Here is a 22,395-nt window from a genome sequence, read left to right as displayed (position 1 = left end):
TTAAAGGCAAAAAAAAATCCGGCAGAGATGAACGTCTCTACCGGATAATAAACCAAACAAACTATTTATGAAGAATACCCTCATGCAATAAATTGCAGAGGATGCTTTTATTTGTGTCCGGGTGAAGCACTAAAACTTAGTGATGTCCTCACACTTACATCTGTCGTTAAGGTATCCCTCAGGATATATTCCATTCGTATTTTCAAGCTGTTTCCCTTGATATACTTATCAAAAAAACGTGAATTATCAATGTCTAGTACGAGGTCAGAACCAATATGTTCAGAAACGTCATTTCGTGACGCTACCATGACTTCGCCACTCGCACCGTTTGATATAAATAGCTTTACCGATTTAAACATGCCCATACTCTTATCTCTTGGATTCGAAGCGATCAGCCTGGCGGACGCAATTTTTACATCTTTGATATACTGGTTGCCGTTTACATTACCCAATGATTCGTCAAAGCTGCCGGCGGTGCTGCTGGCTGACAGCGTGGTATTACTTTTTGAAGAAGCAGGAACAACCAGACTGGTGGTATAAGGAAAACTTGATTTAATGATGGATTGTACGGTACCGCACCCGCTAAACAATATAACTGCAGCGACCGCTGCGAATAACATTCTCTTCATGAAACTTTAAACTTTTTATTTGCCAATTATAACGAATAAAAGCAAATACAAGTACAGTGATGCTAAATATGACCGCCATTTGAACAAGGATGCTGAGCGATTTTGCTTATTTCTCCATTTTTTCAAAAATCTGAATTTTTGTCAGCTAAAACTGTATCTTTGCATCCCGACAGAACAGTCGGGATTCTTTACCTATAGCAAAAAAATCTCGCCGGCTATCATGGTCCTATAAGACCACATTTTTTACTTACAATACTTTAGACTTTTTAAAGCCTTATGCCTAAAGACACCTCCATACGTTCAGTATTGATCATCGGATCTGGACCTATTATCATTGGCCAAGCCTGTGAATTTGATTACTCAGGATCCCAAGCTGCACTATCCCTGAAAGAAGAGGGAATTGAAGTTTCAATTATCAATTCCAATCCTGCAACGATCATGACTGACAAGGTTATTGCAGATCATGTTTATCTCAGACCATTAACTGTAGCCTCTATTGAAGAAATTCTGGTAGAACGGAAAATTGATGCAGTATTGCCTACTATGGGTGGTCAGACTGCCCTGAACTTATGTGTAGAAGCAGAAGAACGCGGCATCTGGGAAAAACACGGTGTCAGAATCATTGGTGTTGACGTTGCTGCAATTGAGAAAACAGAGAACAGGGAGGCCTTCCGCCAATTAATGGTAGACATAGGGGTGGGTGTAGCGCCTTCAAAAATTGCCAATTCATTTCTGGAAGGTAAAGAAGCTGCACAGCAAATAGGTTATCCGCTGGTTATCCGTCCTTCCTATACATTAGGTGGATCAGGTGGTGGATTTGTTCACAAAAAAGAAGAATTTGATGCCGCCCTTAAACGTGGTTTAGAAGCCTCTCCAACGCATGAAGTGCTGGTAGAAAAAGCTGTTTTGGGCTGGAAAGAATATGAGCTTGAACTTTTGAGAGACAGTAATGACAATGTGATCATTATCTGTTCTATTGAAAACTTTGACCCGATGGGTATCCATACAGGAGACTCGATCACGGTGGCGCCGGCAATGACATTGTCTGATAGCTGTTACCAGGATATGCGTAACCAGGCGATCAAAATGATGCGTGCCATTGGTAACTTTGCAGGTGGCTGTAATGTACAGTTCTCTGTAAATCCTGATAACGACGATATCATCGCTATTGAGATCAACCCAAGGGTTTCCCGGTCATCAGCACTGGCAAGTAAAGCGACAGGTTATCCGATTGCTAAAATTGCTTCCAAGCTGGCCATTGGTTATAACCTTGACGAGATTGAAAACCAAATCACTAAAACCACCTCTGCTTACTTTGAGCCTACGTTAGATTACGTGATCGTAAAAGTACCGAGATGGAATTTCGATAAATTCAAAGGGGCGAACATGGAACTCGGCCTGCAGATGAAATCTGTAGGTGAAGTGATGGCCATCGGCCGTACTTTCATTGAGGCATTGCAGAAAGCCTGCCAGAGTCTGGAGATCGGCCGCGCAGGACTGGGTGCCGATGGCAAACATAGCAGAAACATTGAGGACATCATGCACGGCCTTGAGCATGCAAGCTGGAACCGCCTGTTCCTGATCAAAGATGCAATGAGCATGGGCGTTCCCCTGGAATCGATCCGTAAAGTCACCAGGATAGATAAATGGTTCCTGTCGCAGATCCAGGAACTGGTTTTCCTTGAAACTGAATTAAAACGTTACTCTTTAAATAATCTACCGAAAGACTTCTTCTTCAACCTGAAACAAAAAGGTTTCTCTGATATACAGATTGCTTATTTGTTAGGTAATGTAACGGAAGATGAGGTATATGACCGCAGAAAATCTTTAGGGATCAGACGTGTATATAAAATGGTTGATACCTGTGCTGCCGAGTTTGCTGCACAAACACCGTATTACTACTCTACTTTCGAAGACGAGAATGAGTCCATCCCGTCTGACAAGAAAAAAGTGATTGTTTTGGGATCGGGCCCTAACCGTATTGGTCAGGGAATAGAATTCGATTATTCTTGTGTACATGGTTTGCTTGCTGCCAAGGAAAGCGGATTTGAATCGATCATGATCAACTGTAATCCTGAAACTGTTTCAACAGATTTCAATATGGCTGATAAGCTTTACTTTGAACCTGTATTCTGGGAGCATGTACGTGAGATCATTGAACTGGAGAACCCGATAGGAGTGATCGTTCAGTTGGGTGGCCAAACGGCACTGAAAATGGCTGAAAAACTTCATGAGAACGGCATAAAGATCATTGGTACTTCATATGATAATATGGATATTGCTGAAGACCGCGGCCGTTTCTCAGACCTGCTGAAAGAATTGGATATTCCATATCCAAGATACGGCGTTGCAGAGAATGCTGAGGAAGCGATCGTTGTGGCAAATGAAGTGGGGTACCCTGTATTGGTTCGTCCGAGTTATGTACTGGGCGGACAGGGAATGAGCATTGTGATCAATGATGAAGACCTGGAAAAAGCAGTGGTAAAATTATTAGGCGATCTGCCGGGTAACAGGGTACTGATTGACCATTTCCTTGACAGGGCAGAAGAAACTGAATCTGACTCTATCAGCGATGGCGACGATGTGCATATTGTAGGTTTGATGGAACACATCGAGCCTGCGGGTATCCACTCGGGTGATTCATTTGCTGTATTGCCTCCGTTCAGTCTTTCTGAGAAAGTGATGAATGATATGGAAACCTATTCCAAGAAAATTGCCAGGGCTTTAAACGTTATTGGTTTACTGAACATCCAGTTTGCCGTAAAGGATGAGCAGGTATATGTGATCGAAGCCAACCCAAGAGCTTCAAGAACGGTTCCTTTTATCGCAAAGGCTTATGATGTTCCTTATATCAACATTGCCGCTAAAGTAATGCTGGGAGTAAATAAACTGAAGGATTTCAATATCGAGCGCAAGCTGGTAGGGTATGCGATCAAAGAGCCTGTATTCTCTTATGATAAATTCCCTGAAGTAACGAAAGAACTGGGGCCTGAAATGAAATCAACGGGAGAATCTATCCGTTTCATCAAAGACCTGGAAGATCCTTATTTCTTAAAGTTATACAAAGACAAATCAATGTATTTATCAAAATAATAACAGTTGATACTGGTCATATTAAGCCTGCAAATCGAAATTTGCAGGCTTTTTGTTTTGAGAGGGTATTCTTCTGTTCTGAAGCGGAGGTTAAAGCATGTATTCAGGAGCTGGGTTCTTTAAATGTTTAGCCAAACAACAATGAAAACACATCTTCAATTTTGCTTACACCCGTGATTTCGATTTTAAACTTATCCAGCACAAGCCCTTTTAAGTTATAATTCGAAACAAATATCCGTTCAAAGCCCAGTTTGTCGGCCTCCGAGATGCGCTGTTCAATCCGGTTAACAGCCCTGATCTCTCCCGACAATCCAACTTCCGCCGCAAAGCAGATCTTGGATGAAATAAAAATATCCTCATGAGACGAAATGATCGCTGCCAGGATAGCCAGGTCAATAGCGGGATCTTCTACTTTGATGCCACCGGCGATATTTAAAAATACATCACGGGTGCTGAGTTTAAAGCCACAGCGTTTTTCCAGAACAGCGAGCAGCATATTCATTCTTCGCGTGTCAAAGCCGGTAGCTGACCGCTGAGGTGTTCCGTATACTGCAGTGCTCACCAATGCCTGTGTCTCTATTAACATCGGTCTGGCGCCTTCTAATGTGGCCGAAATGGCTATTCCGCTGAGTTCTTCATCCCTTTGTGACAGCAGGATTTCTGATGGATTGGAAACCTGTCTTAATCCGCCGCTGTGCATGGCATAGATGCCGAGTTCCGCTGCCGCACCAAACCTGTTCTTTACGGAGCGCAGAATACGGTAAACATGGTGCCGGTCGCCTTCAAACTGTAAAACGGTGTCTACCATATGTTCCAGTATTTTTGGGCCCGCAATGGCGCCGTCCTTGGTGATATGGCCAATCAGGAATACCGGTGTATCGGTCTCTTTTGCGAAACGCAATAACTCAGCGGTGCATTCCCTTACCTGCGAAACACTTCCTGGTGTAGACTCAATATGCGCAGAATGCAGGGTCTGTATGGAATCTACAATAATGATATCCGGCTCCAGTTGCTCTATCTGCTTGAATATATTCTGGGTTGATGTTTCTGTGAGGATATAACAATCTGCTGCAGGATCACTGGTGATCCTTTCAGCCCGCATTTTAATCTGCTGTTCACTTTCCTCTCCGGAAACGTATAATACCTTTTTTCCTGCAATGTTTAAAGCGAGCTGCAGCATCAGTGTTGATTTTCCTATACCAGGTTCACCGCCGATCAGGATTACGGAACCGGCAACAAGCCCGCCGCCAAGTACACGGTCCAGTTCAAGGTCGCTCGTGGAGATCTTCTGCTCCGTTGAGGAAGCGATATCAGCCACTTTATTTGGTTTATTTGATCTTTTAGATAATCCAGAAGTTTCCCAGGCAGGGACTTTGGCTGCGGGTTTCTCGATGAGTTCTTCTACAAAGGTGTTCCATGAATTACAGGAAGGGCATTTACCCAGCCATTTGGCTGATTCATATCCACAACTCTGACAAAAATATGCTGATTTAGTTTTAGCCAATTGATTTGATTTAGAAGATGAATTTAATGAATAACAAAGATAATGTTATTACATAACTAAGCCTGACTACTTTTCAGCAATCAGGCCTGGTTATTATGTTTTGAACAGGAGTCCTAAAGTTTTATTTCTTCGTCTTTAGAAGAGATGAAGTGGAATTCTGTTAATAAGTAAGACGGAACCGCCTTCACTTTAATTTTCTGGCCAAATTTAAAGAACCATTTCCATTGTAATGAATAAACGCCTTTCTTAATGAAAGCTTCAATATAAGGATGTACACACAGTGTGATGTTCTTCTCGTTTTGCTCTCGTAAAATGTAATTCATGTTACTTTCAATATCATCCATCAGAACGATACTCGCTTTGATCTCTCCGGTACCGTGGCACATCGGACAAACTTCGCTGGTTACAATATTCATTTCCGGGCGAACACGCTGACGGGTAATCTGTACCAGTCCGAATTTGCTTGGAGGCAGAATAGTGTGTTTAGCACGGTCCAGCAGCATCAGTTCACGCAGGTAGTCGAATAACATTTTACGGTTAACCGGTTTGTGCATATCGATAAAATCGATCACCACAATACCTCCCATATCACGCAGCCTGAGCTGACGTGCAATTTCTTTTGCGGCTTCCTTATTTACCTGTAGCGCATTGTCTTCCTGGTTCTCTTTGTTTGCAGTTCTGTTACCGCTGTTTACATCGATTACGTGGAGTGCTTCAGTGTGTTCAACAACAAGGTAAGCTCCGCCAGCAAGATTTACTGTCTTGCCAAAACCGTTCTTAATTTGTTTTTCAATACCAAAATGCTCGAATATATGCTCTTTATGTTTATAAGGTTTTACTATTTTCTCCATTTCCGGAGAAATCTCATGCACATAAGAACGGATATCCTCATAGAGGCCTGCATCGTTCACATAAACGTTGGTGAAGTCAGCGCTTAAAATATCCCGGATGAGTGTAGATGTCCGGTCCATTTCTCCCCAAACACGTTTGGAGGGCTCTGCTTCAGGCAGTTTTTTTATAAAAGTGCTCCATTTAGAGACAGAATCCAATAGATCTTTCTGTAACTCCTCAACCCCTTTGCCTTCAGAAACAGTCCTGATAATGACACCAAAATTTTTGGGCTTAATACTTTCAATAATCTTTTTTAAACGATTACGTTCGGTATTGCTCTTAATCTTTTTTGAAATTGAAATTACATTAGAAAATGGAACCAGTACAATGTACCGTCCTGCAATAGATAGATCGGAGCTTAAACGCGGTCCTTTAGTTGAAATAGGCTCTTTAGCTATTTGAACAGGTATAAGCATGTTTTTGGAAACTACCTCAGATATTTTGCCAGCCTTATTGATATCGGCTTCAAGCTTTAAATTATCTAATAAAGTTCCACTAACAGTGCCATTCCGCTTAATTTTTGTAAGCTTTAATAAAGATTGAACTTGCGGACCAAGATCGAAATAATGCAAAAACGCATCTTTCTCATAACCCACATCAACAAACGCAGCATTTAGTCCCGGCATAATTTTCTTTATGCGGCCTAAATAAATATCGCCAACGGCGTAATTGGTGTTGATGTGTTCCTTATGAAGTTCTACAAGTTGTTTATCTTCAATCAAAGCTATGGTTACTCCCGTGGGAGATGAATCGATAATTAATTCCTTTACCAAAAGCTATACATTTTAAGGGATGAATCCCTTATTAAACACATGGACTGAATATATAAAAAACAAATCAACGAACAATAGATACGAAGAGTAAATCCTGGTATCTATTATTCGTTGATCATGAAGAAAAACTATTTTTTCTTATGTCTGTTTTTTCTTAGACGTTTTTTACGTTTATGGGTAGCCATTTTATGGCTCTTTCTTTTTTTACCGCTTGGCATAGTTTGTAAGTTTTAAATATTTTTATAAATCTGTTTATTAATTTTTGTTTTTCAGCTCTTTTACTTTCTTGTCAATGAAATTTGACAGGGTAGGGTTCGCTGCTAACTTTTTACTGTTTAAGTAAGCATCAACTGCTTCCTCATTTTTGCCAAGGTTTTCATAAGCGGTAGCCAGATAGAAATAAGCATCTGGTGAAGGCTTGATGGCAATGATATCATTGAACCTTGTGATTGCTTTATCGAACTGTCCTGATTTGATAGCAAAAGTACCCAAGCTCATGTTTGCTTTCAGGTTCTTCGGATCCTTTTTAACTACATCCAGTAACATTGCTATACCAGACATCGGGGCACCCATTCCGTTAACAATGGTAATTCCCAGTCCTGTTTTGGCTTCGAGATTTGTTGAATCAAGTGCAACAGCATTCGTATAGGCCGTATTTGCTTTCTGTAATAATACAGGGGAGATTAAACTATCCTGCGTATTGTCAAAAGCTTTCATTAATCTGCCTCCGGCAGCTAACCAGTTATTCAGGTTGCGCTCCTTGCCGGCAATGATTTCCAGATATAATGCGCTTGGTACGGCCTGCTCAACGTCATCCCATTTTTCTGCCAGAACTTTTGCAGCATTCATCTTTTCATCATCCGGTGCAGTTTTATATGCATTTTCTAATGTAGTGATTTCTGCTGCAAGATTAGCATTGATCGAATTTTTTGCGGCGGTTGAAACCTCTGTCAGATTGATTGTACTTCCCGCTGAAGTCAGCTGTCCCACGGCAGGAACGCCGGTAGTTGCCTGCTTCGGCTTTACTAAACCCTTAATATCTCTTGTAAACAAAAATACCGTTAGCAGGATTACTGCTCCAATTAATATTGCTTGTTTAGACCGGATAGTATTCATCATCAGCAGATTAAGCTTCTACGCTTAGTTTCTTTGAGTTGTTCTTTACTTTATCAACAAATACTTTTGCTGGTTTGAAACTCGGTACAAAATGCTCAGGAATAATGATAGCAGTGTTTTTAGAAATATTTCTAGCTGTTTTCTGTGCTCTCTTTTTAACAACAAAACTTCCAAAACCTCTTACGTATACATTTTCTCCACCGATCATGCTACTTTTGATGACCTTGAAAAATGCCTCAACGGTTTCTTGTACATCTACTTTCTCAATTCCTGTTTTTGTTGATATTTCTGAAATAATATCTGCCTTAGTCATATTTTCTATTATTAATTAATTGTTGTGTGTTTAATATTTATAAGTGATTTGGGGTTGCAAAAGTATTGCTTTTTAATGAGATAGGAAAATAAAAGATCAATTATTTATCTGAATTTATATCAGCGGATTGCAAGTTTTGACAAAAATGACCTTCAAGACGTTTTCCGGTACATTGGATTTTAAAATTTCCAATATGAAATTTATGGTCCGAAAATATTAAATTTTGAATAAATAATAGATTACAATGTACTTTTGCAGTTATGGCATTTCAGCAAGAGATTATAAGATGGTATTCAACCCACAAAAGAAGCCTTCCATGGAGAGATACGCAGGATGCTTATGTAATATGGCTGTCGGAAATTATCTTACAGCAGACCAGAGTGGAGCAGGGAATGCCTTACTTCAACCGTTTCCTTGAGGCCTATCCTACCGTGTCAGATTTCGCCGCGGCCACAGAAACCCAGATCCTCAAACTATGGCAGGGACTGGGGTATTATTCCCGCGGGCGTAATATGTTATTTACTGCCCGGCAGATCCTGGAGTTACATGAGGGTATTTTTCCTGTCCGCTACAATGACCTGATTAAACTGAAGGGGATAGGTGAATATACCGCGGCGGCAATTTCATCTTTTTCTTCCGGGGAGGCAAAGGCCGTTCTGGATGGCAATGTGTTCCGCGTGCTCGCCCGGTATTTTGGTATAGATACACCGATCAACAGCAGCCAGGGTAAAAAACAATTTTCTGAACTTGCCCAATCTTTAATTGATCCGGGAGATCCCGCCCTGTACAACCAGGCCATTATGGAATTCGGGGCATTGCAATGCAAGCCAAAATCTCCCGACTGTCCATCCTGTCCCCTGCAGGTTTCCTGTTATGCAAAAAATAATAATCTGATTGCTGCGCTTCCTGTTAAGCTGAAAAAGCTGAGTGTTAAAACGCGTCATATTAATTATTTTATCTGCCGGAATGGCGATGAGATATTGGTGAATAAAAGGATTTATGATGACATCTGGCAGCATTTATACGACTTTCCCAACATCGAAACTGCGGAGGTCGCCAGTATTGAAAATGAACAATTTTTTAATAATATTAAACAAAACTTTGGTGAGAATGTTGTAGTTCTTCCCTTGATGGAAATAAAACATTTGCTGACTCACCAAATAATATACGTTCAGTTTTTTGCTTTAAGTAATTATATCATTAACTTTAATAATAATGCAGAAGCAAAGTGGGTCTCATGGGCTGATTTTGACGAACTTCCGCAACCAAAAATTCTAACCAAATTTATTAACAACTATTTTAAAGAATAGTAAACTCCAAATTCATGTCAGGTATTAACAAAGTAATTTTAGTAGGACATTTAGGCAAGGATCCTGAAGTTCGTCACTTAGATGGTGGTGTAACCGTTGCCAGCTTTCCATTAGCTACATCAGAAACATATAATAAAGACGGCAAGCGGGTGGAGCAGACGGAATGGCACAATATTGTGCTGTGGAGAGGGCTGGCTGAAGTAGCATCCAAATATTTGCAAAAGGGGAAACTCGTTTATATAGAGGGAAAACTAAGAACGCGTTCGTTCGAGGACAGGGAGAAGGTCAAGAAATATGTGACTGAGGTTGTTGCTGAAAATTTCACGATCCTTGGCCGCAAAAGTGATTTTGAAAATACGCCTGTGAACAGCAATGCGACTCCTAAAAGCGAAAATGAATATCTTGATGCTGAAGAAGTATCAGGAGATCTTCCTTTTTAACGCCCGAAGGGAACCTATAAAACAAAAAAACCGCTCTTGAGCGGTTTTTTTGTTTTATAGGTTTTCTAAATCTTATTTAGTATTGGTTTTCACATAATAAATGTTTAGCCTGATCTTTCTGTTATTGGTATTGGTGAAAGATCCTATGACTACCCGTCCTGCAGACGTTTGGGTTGGATAAGCATAACTGGCAAGTGTACTGGCGACGGCAGTTGTGGATATGGGAGCGATATAAGTACCGTAATCGATAACTTTTCCGTCTATCAGGTCCTGAATGTAATTTGTCAGGATGAATGAATAGCTGTTCTGCAGATAACCTCTTTTGACGTACCTGTAATAACCATCAAAAGCAACTCCAGAAGTATACGGACGCGGATCACCAGATGTATTTGATTGCGAATAAGGATTGTTATCCGCAACGTTTATTCTTTGACCAGCTATGTCCAGTCTGTATAGGGCAAGACGCGGCGGTATTTTGAAGGGAATTGAATCTGCAGGGTCACTGGTATCTATTACGAGTTCCGCTTTGTTGATCACTATTTTTGATCCCAGGCTTGCAACAAGGTTTTTTAAATAAGGGAAACTGATCTTGTTTCTGATTCCGTTCATGGCCTGAAGGTAGGTCACCTGGTACTCTCCCGGAGTATTGATCTGCGTTGCTACCGGCGTATTGGTATAGTCATGGGTAACCGTTGCCGCAACCGGATTGGTTACCGTACTGATAGGAAATTTGGTGCTTACCGTATCTATATTAGTAGCGGTTGTAGCATTCGGATGTTTGTAATAGATCTCCAGGTTGGAATTTCCGTTAGCAAAGTCGAAGAATGCAATCCCGCCGTTCCCGTTGGTAGTGGCGGTAACCTTTAAACCTTTGAAAACAAGATTGAACTTAGCATTTGATGTTAGATTTATCGAATCCAGGGCTACTATCTTACTTCTTATCAGCTCATTATTCAGTTTTATCCTTATTTGTGGTACAGCGGCAATCAGTGAATCTGCCCCGCCCGTTACTATCGTTGTTATTTTGCCTTTCGTATTGGGTTTGATGGATCCTGAATAGCTGCCCAGCAAATCGCCCGAAGTATAAGTCTTCGTACTTAACCAGGAACCCTGGGTAGACAGGTTGTCTGAAAGCTGGCTTACTGTGATGTTATAGATAGACGTGCTGTCTCCGTAAAATTCTCTCTGTCTGTAGACAGTAGAGTCTGTAGCGTATGCCAGTACCAGTACTGCAGAATCAATGCTTACCGCCGTGGTACCAAAACTATAGGCTGCGCTTGAGGGTAGATTGACAGACATAGCCAGACTGGCTGTAGTTGTTCCGAAAGTTGCATCTTTCATCATTCCAAGCGGGTACCGTACGGGGTTACCGGCCGAACTTGCACCATAAAAAGTTTGTGTCGCTTCGTCTTTCAGCGTTCTTGATATTACCGTTGCCGTATCAATAAGCGTTCCCGACACCGCACTGGCGGAATCTACTCCTAAACCAATGCTGCTTGAGTCTTTACAAGACGAAAAAAGAAAAAGACTTATCAACAGGGTCAATAAGTCTAGTTTTGAAAATTTCATATTTAATTTAATAATACCTGAGTTTATGCTATTGAAACCAATTCTTCACTCGAGATCTCTTCATATAACGAATAGAAGTTCTCGAAATTTTCGGTTAAATTAAAAGCTAAAGTTGGCTTATTGGAATCTTTAACAAATTTTAACACATCAGCTTCGATATTCTCATCAGCTAAAACTACCGCATCAGAGTAAGTTATCGCACCAATGTGCAGGGTACTGGAAGTAGGATTTTCAAATACTTTCGTGTCATCAGCAGTCATGTTGTTCATTACTGCTTTTTTGTGCATGTCAGCATTTAAAGATTCTGTGAAGCAGCTCTCATAAACAGAATATACTACCTTTGAGTTTTTGAAGGTAGGATCGTTTTTGTAGGAAGTTTTAATGTACGCAGGAACTAAAGAGGTCATCCAGCCGTGGCAATGTACAATATCAGGAGCCCAGCCTAGTTTTTTAACAGTTTCCAATGCACCTTTACAAAAGAAGATGGTTCTTTCGTCATTGTCTGCATAAAACTTATTCTCTTTATCTCTGAATACGTGCTTACGCTGGAAGTAATCTTCGTTGTCCAGAAAGTAAACCTGCATACGTGCTGCTGGGATTGACGCGACCTTGATGATCAAGGGGTTGTCATTATCATCAATCATGATGTTCATCCCCGACAGACGGATCACTTCGTGTAGTCTGTTCCTTCTTTCATTGATATTCCCGAACCGGGGCATCAGAATACGGATCTCAAATCCTTTTTCCTGCATTGCCTGTGGTAACTGACGGGTAATCTCTGAAATTTTGGTAAGTTCGAGGAAAGGCGACATCTCGTGTGTAACAATCAGTAGCTTCGTTTTTGCCATCTCCATATTTGTGAATAAATATTTATGTTAAAGAAAAGATAATCAAGGGGCAAAGGTAAGCAATTTATTCAAATTTATCAATATCTTGGCCTGATGTTTTGTTGGTATAATATAAATACCCAAATTGCAACCGAAATATTAAAGCTCGGTTTGGAAGTTATAAACACAATAGCCGCATTAAAAATGCTGCTGCAGCCACGAAAACTGGCAAAACAAAAAATTGCCCTGGTGCCTACAATGGGCGCTTTACACAAAGGGCACGTCTCCCTGATTAAAATAGCTCAGCAAAATGCAGATATCGTAGTATGCAGCATTTTTGTGAACCCTACACAGTTTACTGACCCTAAAGACCTTGAAAAATATCCGAGGCCCCTGGAACATGATATTGAAATGTTACAGGAGGCCGGCTGTGATTATGTATTTATGCCTTCTGTCAAGGAGATGTACCCTGTTCAGGAACACTGGCACATAGATCTGGGGAATGCAGAATTTCTGCTTGAAGGAGAATTCAGAAAAGGACATTACCAGGGCGTTACCCAAATTGTTAAAAAGCTTCTGGATGCAGTGGAACCGGATATGGCCTTTTTTGGACAGAAAGATTTCCAGCAGGTACTGATGATCCGTAATATGGCAGCGCATTTTGACTTGTCTTTACAGATTATCTCCTGCCCTATCATCAGGGAAGATGATGGCCTGGCCATGAGCTCAAGGAATATTCATTTGTCACCGGTGGACAGGAAGAATGCCCTGGTGCTTAGCCGGGCATTGCAATATGTAAAAGACCATTTTGAACATGACAGCATAGCGGACCTGCTGAAGGAGGCTACCCGCATGATCAACGTTACTGAAGGCGTAGCGCTTGATTATTTTACGATAGCCGATCCTGAGACCCTGCTTCCTGAAGATGATAAAAATGCAAAACATCTTGTTGCGCTGGTTGCCGCTAAGGTTGGCGAGACCCGTCTGATCGATAACATGATGCTCAACTGACAACACTTGCGACAAATCAAATAAACTTTATCTAACTTTGCAACATGATTATCGAGATATTAAAATCGAAAATACACCGTGTTAGGGTAACACAGGCAGAATTGAACTATGTAGGTAGTATTACTATCGATGAAGACCTGATGGATGCCGCCCAGATCATAGCCAATGAAAAGGTTCAGATCGTAAACAATAACAATGGTGCCAGATTCGAAACCTATGTGATTAAAGGTGAAAGAGGTACTGGTACGGTATGTCTGAACGGCGCAACGGCCAGGCTGGTACAAGTGGGAGATATATTAATTATTATGTCCTACGGCTCATTGCCTGTGGAAGAAGCAAAAAAGTATCATCCGGTACTTGTATTCCCGGATGACAATAACCGCCTTTTAAAATAAATTCTTAATTATTTTTGTTAGTGCAATAAGCTTTCAGTAAAAATGCTATGCAACCATAGTAATTTCATTTGGAAATACTAAATTTGGTGAAATGTAATTTTTATATATAATTATTATGCTATTTCAACTAAGTGAAGAACAATTGATGATCCAGCAGGCTGCGAGGGATTTTGCGCAGAACGAATTGAAGCCTGGTGTGATTGATAGGGATGAACACCAGAAATTTCCGGCAGAGCAGGTTAAAAAGTTGGGTGAACTTGGCTTTTTAGGCATGATGGTGGCAGAAAAATATGGAGGAAGCGGTCTCGATGCGCTTTCATACGTGCTGGTCATGGAGGAGCTTTCTAAGGTTGATGCTTCAGCTTCTGTAGTTATTTCTGTTAATAATTCCCTGGTTTGTTATGGTCTTGAGGCCTATGGCTCTGACTTTCAAAAGGAAAAATATCTGACTCCTCTGGCCAGCGGACAGAAAATCGGGGCATTTTGTCTTTCTGAGCCGGAAGCAGGCTCCGATGCGACCTCCCAGCATACAACTGCCGAAGATAAAGGCGACTATTACCTGCTAAACGGAACAAAGAACTGGATCACAAATGGCAGTACCGCCTCCACCTATCTCGTAATCGCCCAAACTCACCCGGAACTGAAACATAAAGGAATAAATGCTTTTATTGTAGAAAAGGGAATGCCAGGCTTTACCCTGGGGCCTAAAGAGAATAAAATGGGCATTCGGGGTTCGGACACCCATTCCCTGATGTTCGACGATGTGAAGGTTCCTAAAGAGAACAGGATTGGAGAGGATGGTTTCGGCTTCAGGTTTGCCATGAAGACGCTGGAAGGTGGCCGTATCGGTATAGCCGCACAGGCACTGGGTATTGCGGCCGGGGCCTACGAATTGGCACTCGCTTATGCCAAACAGCGAAAATCTTTCGGGAAGCCGATTTCCGATCACCAGGCTATAGCCTTCAAACTGGCAGATATGGCCACGCAGATCGAAGCGGCGAGAATGCTTGTCTATAAAGCTGCATGGCTGAAAGATCAGGGCTTGTCTTATACACTGGCCGGCTCAATGGCCAAACTATATGCATCTAAAGTAGCTATGGACGTGACGGTTGAAGCCGTACAGGTACACGGGGGATATGGTTTTGTAAAAGAATACCATGTAGAACGGCTGATGCGCGATGCAAAGATCACCCAGATCTATGAAGGGACGTCTGAGATCCAGCAACTGGTGATCTCGAGGGAAATATTAAAATAGATATTGATCGTACTTAGGTTCTAATAAGCCTTTATTAGAGTAAAAGCGCTATAAATAAGCTATAAGTGCGGTGCGACTGCGCTATTTGAAGCGAAAAAGCGCAGTCGCACCGCACTTATAGAGTTATTATAGCGTTAGAAGCGCTATCAATGCCTGAAAGCTGAGAGGCGCTGTGCTAATCTCCGTTTCCTGCAATAGCTCCGAATACAGCCTTGATCAAAGCCACGATGATTGCTAAAAAGGCTGCTGCAAAAAAACCTGTAGTGTTAAATCCCGACATGATGCTGTCTACCAAAAGGATCATCAGCACTGTAATGATGAAAGACATCAGTCCCAGTGTAAGAAAGTTAATGGGAAAGGTAAGAAGCCTTAATACCATTCCAATAGTAGCATTGGCGAGTGCAATGAGTACCGCTGCAATAATAGCGGTTCCAAAACCGGCAATATGAACCCCAGGTACAAGATATGAACCCAGGAGCATGGCCAGGCCCATCAATAAAATTTCAATAATGATCCTCATAATGTTTAGTTTTATAAAATGTGTAGATACCTGATTAAATTACCACTGGTATACATTGGGGTGGTTTGTTTGATTTCCTGTTCGCCTGCAAATAATAAGCCAATCCTGATCGGGTTTTCTCCGGATAGTGCATCTATAGTATTCTCTGATATTGATCCTGCCGGATTGTTGCAGGTAAGAAATACTCCGGGAATAGATACCGCCTATTCAGATGTGATCTCTGTAATACCGGTATCTGGTGAAAACGACTCTATAGCCGCTGAACGCACTCTCGGCGGAACGCTCCATATAACTGACAGCACGATAGTCTTTAGTCCTTCGGAACCATTTGTTGTCGGGAGAAGTTACCGGGTGATCTCCTATCTGAATGCGAAGTTTGGAAATGTTTCAACGATGCTGACCGGGAAGTTAAACAATAGGGTGAAGCCTGTGCAGATGATATTAAAACGCTAATTAGAGGTATTGCTGAAAGCCATATCTATTTAGCAGGAATATCATTATGATTTGACCTGAGGATGGGATATCTTATTGATTTTTTCTTAAAAAGGGTTGCCTGTTAATATGAGCAGGCAACTCCATATTTAAAGAGCTTCAATCTCCGTAACCTCAAGCCTCGTGAATTTTGCTATCTGGCTGACCGGGATATTTTCATGTTTCATTTCCCTGGCAATACTTAAAGCATTATCATGTTTGCCTTTTTCGACTCCTTTTTCAATACCTTTCTCAAGTCCTTGTGTTATACCTCTTTCAAAACCTTCTCCGAAGCCCTCTTCTGCAGCTTTTTCTTTTGCATAAGCGATAGAGTTGTCGTAGTCTCATTGTGCTTTTAAACTAGAATCGTACATTTCTTTCTCCTCTTTGGTTAAGTTACTTACTTCAGCGATACTGAATACTTTTTGAAAAACATATTTGTCTAAAGAAGCAGGTGCTTCGTTTAAATGACTCATGTGTTTCAACAAGTACAGCCATCTATCCAGATCTGTTTCCAGTTCATCTTCTGTTTTTACAAATTTAGGTAATTCCAGAAACTTATAGTTTAACTTGTGGTAAAAAATTTCGGCTGTACCGGTATTGGTAAGCGCTACATCATGCAAATACCGGTCTGGTGCACTATTATTGAAATTAAAGTCAAGGATAGCGATCAGGTACACTTCTTTAAGTTCTATATCCCAGTGGCTGCTCCCCCTTGGGCAACTGTTCGTTGATGAGCCTCGAGGTATAGAATACAGATCTGTCCCTAAAGTTTTGCTGCTCTGCTCTCTGCATTTCAATAATGAATTGTTCGCCATCTTTTCCTATGCACAGTAAATCAAAAAAACTTTCTTATTGTTCTTTTGATCTCCGGGGTGTTCTGTTGAACTATAGGTAAGATCAATAATTTCTTTCCGGCCTTTAAACAGCTGATTAAGAAAGTCTATTAATACGTCTTTATTTGATTCGTACCCAAATAAATGTTTAAATCCGAAATCGCTCAAAGGATCAAGGAAACGGGTAACCGTGATTTTCATATTTGTTTTGAATTAAAAGACGAACGTAAATGATTAATTCAATATCACAAAAATTAATATTTGACACAATTGGTTACATTTTGAATGTGTATAAAACTTTTAATAAGAATTATCAAAATTTACTGAGGAACTTCGTAAATTAGATGGTAACGAACAGATAACCAGAATACGGGAAGTGTTTTTATTTTTGAAATAAAATTCTTACATTTGCACTGAAATAGAGGGGCAAGAGGGGGCAGATGTCCCCTCTTTTCTTTTATCCGCAAATTGGTTATGCAAGTAGAGAAGAGAGTAATAGAATTAATAGAGGAAAAAATTTCGGACAGACCGGAGTTGTTTTTAGTTGAGGTAAAGATGTTGCCGAACAACAAACTGATAATTCATGTGGATGGTGACGAAGGGATCAGTATTCAGGACTGCGCGGCAATCAGCAGACACGTTGGTTTTCATCTGGAAGAAGAGAATACGATAGAGAAAGCGTATAACTTAGAGGTTTCATCTCCGGGTGTTGGGGAGCCTTTAAAGCTGAAAAGACAGTATGAGAAAAATATCGGGCGGGATCTGAGCATGAAATTAGCCGGCGGTGAGCTAAAGGAAGGGAAATTGTTGGAAATGAATGATAAATCCATTACGATAGAAGCTAAAGTAAAAGAAAAGGGTAAAAAAGCACAGCTGGTTGAAACCAGTATTGACTTTGATAATATAATAGAAACAAAGGTTTTAATTTCATTTAAATAAAAATGAGCAATATTAATTTAATCGATTCATTTCAAGAATTCAAAGAATTCAAGAACATCGACCGTCCTACGGTGATCAGTGTGCTGGAAGAGGTATTTCGCAGTATGCTGCGCAAAAAATATGGTACTGATGAGAATTGTGATGTAATTGTGAATCCTGATAACGGTGATTTGGAGATCTGGCGCACAAGAAAGGTCATGGAAGATGGCTTTTCTGAAGATGACGATCTGGAGATTGAACTGGCAGAGGTAAAACAATTGGATGCGGATATGGAAGTTGGCGACGACTACATTGAGCAGATCACTTTAGAGAGTTTTGGCAGAAGGGCAATTTTAGCCGCGCGCCAGACACTGGTTTCTAAAGTACTCGAATTAGAGAAAGACGAGATATTTAAGAAATATAAGGACAGGGTTGGTGAGATCGTGACAGGTGAGGTTTACCAGGTCTGGAAAAAAGAAACGCTTGTGCTGGATGACGAAGGCAATGAGCTGATGATGCCTAAAACCGAACAGATTCCGGCCGATTATTTCAAAAAAGGCGATACTGTACGTGCGGTAATCCTGAAAGTTGATATGATGAACAGCACACCTAAGATCATCATATCAAGAATCGCTCCTGAATTCCTGCAGCGTCTGTTTGAAATTGAGGTTCCTGAGATCTTCGATGGTTTGATTACGATTAAAAAAATCGTTCGTGAGCCGGGAGAACGTGCTAAAGTAGCGGTGGAATCTTATGATGACAGGATTGATCCTGTAGGTGCATGTGTGGGGATGAAAGGTTCCCGTATCCACGGAATTGTAAGAGAACTGAAAAATGAGAATATTGATGTAATCAATTTCACCAATAACATATCATTGTATATCACAAGGGCATTAAGTCCTGCTAAGATCACGTCTATCAAACTGGATGATGTCACTAAACATGCTTCAGTTTACCTTAAACCTGATCAGGTTTCCCTGGCTATTGGCCGCGGTGGACATAATATCAAACTTGCCGGTAAATTAACCGGTTATGAAATTGATGTATACCGTGAAGCTGGTGAAGAGGATGAGGATGTGGATATCGAAGAATTCTCGGATGAAATCGATAGCTGGATCATTGACGAATTGAAAGCAATTGGTTGTGATACGGCAAGAAGCGTGCTGGCTTTGTCAGTAGACGAATTAGTAAAAAGAACTGATCTGGAAGAAGAGACGATTAAGGAAGTCATCAGCATCCTTCAGTCAGAATTTGAGTAGACGTTGAACTTGGTCAATTAAAAAACAAATACATACGGGTGAAGATGACATGGAATGTGCGATCTTCATACTGATAAAAAACAATTTGTACTGATGAAAAAACAAGAATAAACGTTACTTTTGTATAAGAATTAAGAAAAAATAGGAGATCAATGTCAGACGACAAACCAATAATTTTATTCAAAGCAGTTAAGGAACTTAACGTAGGGATAGCTACGGCCGTTGAGTTTTTAGAGAAGAAAGGCTTTTCTGTTGAGAATAAACCCACTACTAAACTCTCCCGCGATATGTATAATGCATTATTGAAGGAGTTTCAGGGCGATAAAATCGTAAAAGAAGAGGCCAATCAAATTGTTATTGGTAAAATACGTCGTGATGAGCCTGAGGTAACAGAAAAAGTTGCTGAAGCACCTAGAAAAAATGTTGAATTTGAAAACGAAGGGATCTTAATTAAGAACCTTCATTCCTATACACCTCCTGTTGAGAAACACAAGGAAGAAGTGCCTGCACAGCCAGCTAAAGAAGTGGCGGCAGAAAAGGAACCTGAAAAGGTTGAAGAAGGAGCATTGAAAGGTGTTAAAATTGTGGGGAAAATCAATCTTGACGATTTAAACTCAAAAACACGTCCTGCCAAAAAAGAAGAGCTTCCTGTACAGGAAGTTGTTAAAGAGGAAGAACCGGTAACCCCGGTTGCTCCAGAGGTTCCGGCAGAAAAACCTGTAGAAGTTATTCCGGAAGCACCCAAAGCAGTTCAGGAGGAAGTGAAACCGGTTGAGAAACCTGTTGAACAGCCTGTTGAAGTTAAAGCTGAGGTAGTTAAGCCAGTGGAAGAAATAAAAATAGAAGAAAAACCTAAACCTGTGGAATCACCAGTTGTTAAAGCAGAACCGGTTAAAGATGTAGTGGCACCGAAAGCTGATAAACCCGACGAAGTCGAGGTAATTAAAGCACGTTCAGTGAAACTTTCCGGACCAAACATTATTGGTAAAATTGTCTTGCCGACAACACCTGAGCGAAAATCACAACCTGTGGCTTCTTCAGCTGAGAGTAATGACGCGAAAAGAAAGCGCAAGCGTAAAAAGGCTTCCGGAGCACCCGGACAGCAGCACCCTCAATCAGGAGGCCAGGGCCATCAGGCATCTGCCGGACAGCAAGGTGGTGGAAGTCATAGCACTCCGGCTACTCCTGCAAGACCTGCCGGAGCACCTACGTTTACGAACAGGCCTGATTTCAGGAATAACACAAATAATACAGCCAACAGGCCTAACTTTAGAAACAGCAAGCCTGGTACAACCGGCGGACCTAAGGAAGAACCTACGGAAAAAGAAATACAAGACCAGATCAAAGCTACGCTTGCACGTTTAAGCGGAGCCGGTAAATCAGGTAAATTTGCACAACGCGCAAAATTGCGCCGTGGTAAACGTGATGATGTAGCCCTTTCAGCTGAAGAAGCTGCAATGGAACTGGAATCGCAATCCAAAGTGTTGAAAGTAACGGAGTTTGTTACAGCCAATGAATTGGCGAGCATGATGGACGTACCGGTTACTAAAATTATTGGTACCTGTATGAGCCTTGGAATGTTCGTATCCATCAATCAGCGTTTAGATGCAGAAACTTTGACGATTGTTGCAGATGAGTTCGGTTATGAAATACAATTTGTAAAACCGGATGATGAAGGCGACAGCATTATTGAAGAAGCAGATGAACCGGAAGATTTAATTCCAAGAGCACCGGTAGTTACAATTATGGGTCACGTCGATCATGGTAAGACTTCCCTGCTGGATTACATCCGGAAAGCAAATGTAGTTGCCGGTGAAGCAGGGGGTATTACCCAGCACATTGGTGCCTATATGGTAACTACGGCAACGGGCAAAAAGGTTACTTTCCTGGATACACCAGGTCACGAAGCCTTTACCGCAATGCGTGCACGTGGTGCGAAGGTTGCAGATATTGCAATTATTGTTATTGCAGCAGACGATGCAGTGATGCCGCAAACAAAAGAAGCAATCAGCCATGCCCAGGCAGCTGGTGTTCCTTTAGTGTTTGCATTCACAAAAATTGATAAACCAGGAGCAAATTCTGATAAGATCCGTGAGCAGTTATCGATCATGAATATTCTTGTTGAAGATTGGGGCGGTAAATTCCAGTCGCAGGAAATTTCGGGTAAAAGCGGATTGAATGTAGATGTGCTGTTAGATAAAGTATTATTAGAGGCAGAACTGTTAGAGTTAACAGCAAATCCTAATAAACGTGCTACAGGTAGTGTAATTGAGGCTACACTGGATAAAGGACGTGGTATCGTAACTACGGTTCTGGTACAGGCCGGTACACTAAAAGTAGGTGATCCGATCCTGGCCGGTAGTTATAGCGGTCGTGTAAAAGCATTGTTCAATGAACGTGGCCAAAAGGTAGACCAGGCAGGACCTTCAGTACCGGTACAGGTATTGGGTATGCAGGGCGCACCAACAGCGGGCGATAAATTCAATGCAGTAGAGAATGAATCTGAGGCGAGGGAAATTGCAAACAAACGTTTACAATTGATGCGTGAGCAGGGCTTAAGAACCCAGAAACATATTACCCTTGATGAAATTGGCCGTCGTTTGGCCATCGGTAACTTTAAGGAACTGAACCTGATTGTTAAAGGTGATGTGGATGGTTCAATCGAAGCACTGGCGGATTCATTACTGAAACTGTCAACTGAAGAGATACAGATCAATATCATCAGCAAAGCGGTAGGTCAGATCTCTGAATCCGATGTATTGTTAGCTTCTGCTTCTGATGCGATCATTATCGGTTTCCAGGTTCGTCCATCTTCAGGTGCAAGGAAACTTGCTGAGGCTGAGCAAATCGATATTCGTCTGTATTCTATCATCTATGATGCCATCAATGAGATCAAAGCGGCGATGGAAGGTATGCTTGCTCCTGAGTTCCAGGAGAAAATTACCGCGAACGTGGAGATCAGAGATACCTTTAAAATCACTAAAGTTGGTACTATTGCAGGTTGTATGGTACTGGATGGAACGATCACGCGTAACAGCAAGATTCGTATTGTCAGAGATGGTGTGGTAGTTTACACGGGTGAACTGGCGTCGTTGAAACGTTATAAAGATGATGTTAAAGAGGTGGCCAGAGGTTACGAATGTGGATTGAACATCCAAAACTTTAACAATATTGAAGTGGGCGACATTGTTGAAGCTTACGAACAGGTAGAAGTAAAAAGGAAATTATAATTTTATAAAATACTAGTATCATCATACACCCTGCT

General features: G+C 41.2%; 18 protein-coding genes and 1 pseudogene. 10 read left to right on the top strand and 9 right to left on the bottom strand.

Features of this window, described 5'->3' with window-relative positions; all coding sequences use genetic code 11:
• Positions 1–107: 107 nt before the first annotated feature.
• On the bottom strand, positions 108–629 hold the full coding sequence (locus BLW16_RS05750) for a hypothetical protein (protein ID WP_139298262.1): 522 nt from the start codon (positions 627–629) through the stop codon (positions 108–110).
• Between the two features lie 276 nt (positions 630–905).
• On the opposite strand from BLW16_RS05750, the gene carB reads away from it, so the two are divergent.
• Complete coding sequence (gene carB / locus BLW16_RS05745) at positions 906–3,722, top strand: carbamoyl-phosphate synthase large subunit (RefSeq protein WP_090555602.1); 2,817 nt, start codon at positions 906–908, stop codon at positions 3,720–3,722.
• 127 nt (positions 3,723–3,849) lie between these two features.
• Here carB and radA read toward each other — a convergent pair whose 3' ends face one another.
• The 4 genes from radA to BLW16_RS05725 all read right to left on the bottom strand — a co-directional run bounded on the left by radA (position 3,850) and on the right by BLW16_RS05725 (position 8,319).
• On the bottom strand, positions 3,850–5,226 hold the full coding sequence (gene radA / locus BLW16_RS05740; RefSeq protein WP_090555601.1) for a DNA repair protein RadA: 1,377 nt from the start codon (positions 5,224–5,226) through the stop codon (positions 3,850–3,852).
• 113 nt (positions 5,227–5,339) lie between these two features.
• Positions 5,340–6,890, bottom strand: a complete 1,551-nt coding sequence (locus BLW16_RS05735; protein WP_090555600.1) for an Rne/Rng family ribonuclease — start codon at positions 6,888–6,890, stop codon at positions 5,340–5,342.
• 255 nt (positions 6,891–7,145) lie between these two features.
• A complete protein-coding gene (locus tag BLW16_RS05730; RefSeq protein WP_090555599.1) occupies positions 7,146–8,009 on the bottom strand; it encodes a tetratricopeptide repeat protein in 864 nt (287 codons plus the stop codon).
• 7 nt (positions 8,010–8,016) lie between these two features.
• Positions 8,017–8,319, bottom strand: coding sequence for an HU family DNA-binding protein (locus BLW16_RS05725; RefSeq protein ID WP_041883022.1), 303 nt, complete (start codon positions 8,317–8,319; stop codon positions 8,017–8,019).
• A 260-nt stretch (positions 8,320–8,579) separates the two neighbouring features.
• Between BLW16_RS05725 and mutY the strand changes: the two genes are divergently transcribed.
• Positions 8,580–9,629 carry an A/G-specific adenine glycosylase gene (gene mutY, locus BLW16_RS05720; protein WP_090555598.1) on the top strand — a complete coding sequence of 350 codons (1,050 nt, stop codon included), beginning with the start codon at positions 8,580–8,582 and terminating at the stop codon, positions 9,627–9,629.
• 14 nt (positions 9,630–9,643) lie between these two features.
• Positions 9,644–10,069 (top strand): single-stranded DNA-binding protein, encoded by a 426-nt coding sequence (locus BLW16_RS05715; RefSeq protein ID WP_090555597.1) that lies wholly within the window; start codon positions 9,644–9,646, stop codon positions 10,067–10,069.
• Positions 10,070–10,141: 72 nt separating this feature from the next.
• On the opposite strand, the gene BLW16_RS05710 is transcribed toward BLW16_RS05715, so the two are convergent.
• Together BLW16_RS05710 and BLW16_RS05705 are read right to left on the bottom strand one after the other, a co-directional pair.
• Positions 10,142–11,638 carry a DUF4270 family protein gene (locus tag BLW16_RS05710; protein WP_090555596.1) on the bottom strand — a complete coding sequence of 499 codons (1,497 nt, stop codon included), beginning with the start codon at positions 11,636–11,638 and terminating at the stop codon, positions 10,142–10,144.
• Positions 11,639–11,661: 23 nt separating this feature from the next.
• Entirely contained in the window at positions 11,662–12,486 is an 825-nt protein-coding gene (locus tag BLW16_RS05705) for a glycogen/starch synthase (RefSeq protein WP_245735134.1), read from the bottom strand.
• 150 nt (positions 12,487–12,636) lie between these two features.
• On the opposite strand from BLW16_RS05705, the gene panC reads away from it, so the two are divergent.
• From panC to BLW16_RS05690, 3 genes are all read left to right on the top strand, one after another.
• Positions 12,637–13,476, top strand: coding sequence for a pantoate--beta-alanine ligase (gene panC, locus BLW16_RS05700; protein WP_090555680.1), 840 nt, complete (start codon positions 12,637–12,639; stop codon positions 13,474–13,476).
• A 44-nt stretch (positions 13,477–13,520) separates the two neighbouring features.
• On the top strand, positions 13,521–13,871 hold the full coding sequence (gene panD, locus BLW16_RS05695; RefSeq protein ID WP_090555594.1) for an aspartate 1-decarboxylase: 351 nt from the start codon (positions 13,521–13,523) through the stop codon (positions 13,869–13,871).
• A 115-nt stretch (positions 13,872–13,986) separates the two neighbouring features.
• Positions 13,987–15,126: an acyl-CoA dehydrogenase gene (locus tag BLW16_RS05690; protein ID WP_090555593.1), complete on the top strand. Its 1,140-nt coding sequence runs from the start codon at positions 13,987–13,989 to the stop codon at positions 15,124–15,126.
• A gap of 175 nt (positions 15,127–15,301) precedes the next feature.
• Here the strand turns inward: BLW16_RS05690 and BLW16_RS05685 are convergent, their stop codons facing one another.
• Complete coding sequence (locus BLW16_RS05685; RefSeq protein ID WP_090555592.1) at positions 15,302–15,646, bottom strand: phage holin family protein; 345 nt, start codon at positions 15,644–15,646, stop codon at positions 15,302–15,304.
• Positions 15,647–15,664: 18 nt separating this feature from the next.
• Between BLW16_RS05685 and BLW16_RS05680 the strand changes: the two genes are divergently transcribed.
• A complete protein-coding gene (locus BLW16_RS05680) occupies positions 15,665–16,099 on the top strand; it encodes a hypothetical protein (RefSeq protein ID WP_090555591.1) in 435 nt (144 codons plus the stop codon).
• A 128-nt stretch (positions 16,100–16,227) separates the two neighbouring features.
• On the opposite strand, the pseudogene BLW16_RS24140 reads toward BLW16_RS05680, so the two are convergent.
• Positions 16,228–17,154: pseudogene (locus BLW16_RS24140) on the bottom strand (Rpn family recombination-promoting nuclease/putative transposase).
• A 273-nt stretch (positions 17,155–17,427) separates the two neighbouring features.
• Between BLW16_RS24140 and rimP the strand changes: the two are divergent.
• From rimP to infB, 3 genes are all read left to right on the top strand, one after another.
• Entirely contained in the window at positions 17,428–17,892 is a 465-nt protein-coding gene (gene rimP, locus BLW16_RS05670) for a ribosome assembly cofactor RimP (protein ID WP_090555590.1), read from the top strand.
• A gap of 2 nt (positions 17,893–17,894) precedes the next feature.
• A complete protein-coding gene (gene nusA / locus BLW16_RS05665; RefSeq protein ID WP_090555589.1) occupies positions 17,895–19,130 on the top strand; it encodes a transcription termination factor NusA in 1,236 nt (411 codons plus the stop codon).
• A gap of 152 nt (positions 19,131–19,282) precedes the next feature.
• The gene (infB, locus tag BLW16_RS05660) at positions 19,283–22,360 is read left to right on the top strand and encodes a translation initiation factor IF-2 (RefSeq protein WP_090555588.1); all 3,078 of its coding nucleotides are present in this window, start codon (positions 19,283–19,285) and stop codon (positions 22,358–22,360) included.
• Positions 22,361–22,395 lie beyond the last annotated feature (35 nt).

It is taken from the genome of Pedobacter hartonius (assembly GCF_900107535.1).
Taxonomy (GTDB): Bacteria; Bacteroidota; Bacteroidia; order Sphingobacteriales; family Sphingobacteriaceae; genus Pedobacter; species Pedobacter hartonius.
The sequence above is the reverse complement of the archived record's forward strand: the minus strand, read 5'-3'. Positions and strand labels throughout refer to the sequence as shown.